A 4276-nucleotide genomic window follows, 5' to 3' on the forward strand; every position below is an offset into this window, starting at 1 on the left:
TTATTTGACAATATGTTTTATGTATTTTTTGTTTTATATTTATTTATAATATTTATATGGATTTTGATTTATGAGTTTAATAAACAAATTGGACAGTTCTGCAATAGAGTTTGCACACAGTTTACATAATAATTTTAATTTTTTGGACTATTTTTTCTCAGTAATTACAAATATGGGCGATGCTTTATTTTTAATTGCTATAATAATAGCTTTTTTGATATTTAAAAAAACTAGACTCTGCGGTATCAATATGGCTGTTAGTTGTTTTATAGCATTTGTTATTACTGCTGTTATATTAAAACCTTTGATAGCAAGAGAGCGTCCTATTACAGACTATTATGATTATTGGGCAGCTGTAGGAAGTCATATTGAAACATCATTCTCCTGCCCATCTTCGCATGCTACAGTTTCTTTTGCTGTTTACTTGCCTATATTTCTTTACTTTAATAAAAGATATAGCTTTTTAGCTTTAATTCTTGCTTCGATTATAAGTTTTTCTAGGGTTTATTTGATGGTTCATTATGCTAGCGATGTTATTTTTGGAGCATTTGTGGGTATTATTGTTTCATTTGTTGTATATACTGTTATAAATAAAAAAATATTTATTACTTCATAAATTCATATATTTTCCATTTTTAAGTACTTTTTTTGTATTTTTTTTAAATATTAATTCAATAATATAATAATTTATACTTGCTTTTATATTTTTAAAAAGTAAAATATTTGTAAAGACTATTTATTAGTATTATTTATTAATATTATTTATTATTAAGAAGAGGTTTATATATTATGAAAAAAATAAGTCTTCGATTAAAAATAAGTTTTTCTATATTAATTCCCCTAGTGATAATGCTCGTGTTTGCCAATGTAGTAAATATTGTTTATGTGAGAAATGCGAGTAAAGAGTTTGTATATCAAATATTAAGACAAAGTGCGGCGATGGAAGTTGAAAGTTTAAAATCTATTATTAATGATGAGGCTGATATAACAGTAGGTTTTGCTAATACCGTAGCAGGTTTTTATAAAGATGGTGTATCAAACAGAAATTTTTATGAGGTAGCAGCTTACAATTTTTTTGGTACTCTTCCAAAAGAAGTAAATAAATTATTAATAGCTTTTGAGCCTAATATATTTAACGATGATAATAATTATTTAACATCAGAAAAATATATGCAAGCTAATGGACGTTTTAATTATTATGTAACAAGAGATGGTGATAACTTAATAGATGGACATTTAGATAATACTATTTTTCAAAGCGATTATTATACATCTGCTGTAGCCAGCAAATCAAATTATATAACAGATATTTATACTTCCTCTTCAAATAATAAATCTATGAATTTTATTTGGTCTATACCTATAAAGGCAGATAATAGAGTAATAGGTGTTGTTGCCATAGATGTATCAGTAGAATCTCTATATAGTTTGCTTTCTAATATAAAACTTTTTGAAGGCACCACTACAACACTTTTTGATAATAAAGGACTTATATTATATGACAGCGATAAGGATTATTTTATAGGTAAAACTTTAGATGAGATATATCCTTATTATCAAAAATTTGATATGTTTAATAAAGTAATGAAAAATGAGGTTGTAATATTTCAAACTTATAGCCAAACAGTAAAAGAGAATTATACTTATTCGTTTACACCTGTTGATATTATACCTGGTAAAAATTGGGGATTGAAAATCACCGCTCCAAATAGAATAATATTCAAAGACTCAAACGAAATAAGAACTATAATGATAATTATTTCTATAGTGATAGTTGTTTTAGCATTTTTAATAGTTCCTTACATTATAGGAAAAACAGTTTCTAGCATTATTACAGTTTTAGCAAAAGATATAGTAGGAATGTCTACAGGAGATTTAACTATAGAAATACCTAAGGGCTTTGAAAACAGAAAAGATGAATGGGGAGATATTGCAAGAGGCTGGGACAAGGCTATGCTTAATTTTAATAAGGTAGTACATACTGTAAGAAACTCAGCAGAGCAGGTATCAACTGCTGCAAATCAGGTATTATCAGGAAACACAGATTTATCGCATAGAACAGAATCTCAGGCTGCTAGTTTGGAAGAGACTGCTTCATCTATGAATCAGATGGCTAGTGCTATAAAAGAATCTGCCGAGGGTGTTGCTAGAAGTACACAAATGGTTGCTGATGCTAAAAATTCTCTTATGAAAGCAGGTACTATAGTAGAAGACAGTGTTGAGAAGATGAATGATGTTTATGAGGCTAGCGAGAAGATTATAAATATTACTAAACTAATAGAGGATATTGCTTTTCAAACTAATATACTTGCTTTGAATGCTTCTGTAGAGGCAGCTAGAGCAGGAGAGCAGGGAAGGGGATTTGCTGTTGTTGCTAGTGAAGTGAGAAACTTAGCACAGAATGCTCAGGAGTCTGTAAAAAATATTACTGATTTGATTACAGACAGCACTAATAAAATTAATTTAGCTACTAGAAGTGTAAAAGAGTCTAAAGAGATGTTTGATGATATATCTCAAAAGATGGACGATGCTTCAGCAATAATGGAAAAGATTAATATAGCTGCTCAAGAACAGGGAAGGGGAATAAGTCAGGTTAATATTGCGATTACACAAATGGATACTTCAGTTCAGCAAAATGCGGCATTAGTGGAAGAGGCAACTTCAGCTTCGCAGTCACTTCTTAATGAGGCAGAGGATTTGATAAAGGCTATAGAATATTTTAAGTTAAAGGAAGAATAATATTATATAGTTATATTTTGTAAAAAAGTTTTATTCTTCGTATAGGTTAAAAAAAATTGCATTTTCGCAAAGCGTGCCCGGAGGGCAAAAACTTTGACGACGGGAAAAAGTTGAATAAAAACAAAAACATACAAGACAAAATATAATTAATATAAACTCAAAAATAAAAGCACTATTTAAAAATTAATTTAATAATTATAAATAGTGCTTTTTTATTATATAAAAGGTTTTATTAACGGCTATTTTATAGTTTCAAATTTCATCTCTCTAAATCTTTTATATTCTTCTTCTATTTCGCTCTTTTTAGACATAAAATTATCTCTTGTCTCCATTATCTCTTGTAAATGCACTGCCCTTGCTTCGTTAATGTTTCTGTCTCTTATAAGTCCGTTTTCAGCAAGCACAAATTTATACTTTCCATTTTCTCCTTTTACTAAATCGCCTCCCACACCGCAAACAGCACATTCAAAATTAAACTTAACTCCGTCCCAATGCTCTTCGCCTGGGTATATTAAAGAAGAATGACATCTTGGGCATAAACCTAAATTAGGGTCTCCTAGCCATTTTCTCTCTTCAACAGGTGTATTAATTGCTTCAATTATGTTTTTGCCCATTTGGTAAGCTCTCTCCAAATAGTCTTTATGTATGAGAACGTTTCCTGGTCTTCCAACGCTTGTAGCTAAATACATATCAACTACTATGATAGATTGAGTAAACATTGTAGCAGCAAGCCCCTCCAAACTCATAGTCTGCCAATCATGTTTAGAGCCTCCCACTCCAATAAGTCCTGCTACTGTGTGAGGGTCTTTTTTTACCTGTCCTATCTTTATTCTAAATGATAATTCATAAGCCAAAAATCTCTGAGCAAATGATAAATATAATGAAGAAGGAAGCAAATCATAAGTAGGGCATCCAACTATTATACCTTCGCATTCATTCATAACATTAACTATTTTGTCCATATCATCTTTTTCTTTGTAGATGCAGCCTTTATATTCTTTTTTTTCTTTGAATGCTTTCTCCATGCCTATTGTACATGATTCGCAACCTGAGCAAGGTTTTATATCATAATCAAATAAATTAATAAGTATAGCCTCTCCTCCTGCATCTTTTACAGCTGTTAAAGCTTGTTTTACTAAAATTTCGCTGTTTCCATTATGTCTTCCAGCAACTATTCCCATAACTTTCATAAAATATGAGTCTCCTTTTATTGAAAAAATTATATTACTGGATAGGCTGCCAGTCTTCGTATTTTGTTTTTTTAAATGATATTGTCGAAGTTTATCGGAAATCTTATATTTGTTAAGAAATTAAATATAAGCCCTACCTTATTAAAGCATTATATAGTTATAATAAAAAAAATCAATATAAAAATGTTTAAGTTCTTTTTTATTAATTTTTTTTAAATCCCGCCCTATTAGGTTTTGTGTTTATATAAAAAATATTGTTTTAATATTCTTTATTGCCTAATTAAAAAAAGCACACCCGCCCAAGATTTAATTAAGCTGATAATCTACTTTCCCGCACGGTAAATGTA

General features: G+C 29.5%; 3 protein-coding genes. 2 read left to right on the plus strand and 1 reads right to left on the minus strand.

Features of this window, described 5'->3' with window-relative positions; translation table 11 throughout:
- Positions 1-70: 70 nt before the first annotated feature.
- Together E6A48_RS05470 and E6A48_RS05475 are read left to right on the plus strand one after the other, a co-directional pair.
- Entirely contained in the window at positions 71-616 is a 546-nt protein-coding gene (locus E6A48_RS05470) for a phosphatase PAP2 family protein (protein WP_219709063.1), read from the plus strand.
- Positions 617-789: 173 nt separating this feature from the next.
- A complete protein-coding gene (locus tag E6A48_RS05475; protein WP_219709064.1) occupies positions 790-2739 on the plus strand; it encodes a methyl-accepting chemotaxis protein in 1950 nt (649 codons plus the stop codon).
- Positions 2740-2978: 239 nt separating this feature from the next.
- Here E6A48_RS05475 and E6A48_RS05480 read toward each other — a convergent pair whose 3' ends face one another.
- The gene (locus E6A48_RS05480; RefSeq protein ID WP_219709065.1) at positions 2979-3929 is read right to left on the minus strand and encodes a flavodoxin family protein; all 951 of its coding nucleotides are present in this window, start codon (positions 3927-3929) and stop codon (positions 2979-2981) included.
- Positions 3930-4276 lie beyond the last annotated feature (347 nt).

The organism is Brachyspira pilosicoli, from assembly GCF_019402445.1.
GTDB classification, from domain to species: Bacteria; Spirochaetota; Brachyspiria; order Brachyspirales; family Brachyspiraceae; genus Brachyspira; species Brachyspira pilosicoli_B.

What these genes read in the sequence shown, in the direction of transcription:
- E6A48_RS05470 (WP_219709063.1), top strand. Translation starts at nt 71, where the DNA reads ATGAGTTTAATAAACAAATTGGACAGTTCTGCAATAGAGTTTGCACAC.
- E6A48_RS05475 (WP_219709064.1), top strand. Translation starts at nt 790, where the DNA reads ATGAAAAAAATAAGTCTTCGATTAAAAATAAGTTTTTCTATATTAATT.
- E6A48_RS05480 (WP_219709065.1), bottom strand. Translation starts at nt 3,929, where the DNA reads ATGAAAGTTATGGGAATAGTTGCTGGAAGACATAATGGAAACAGCGAA.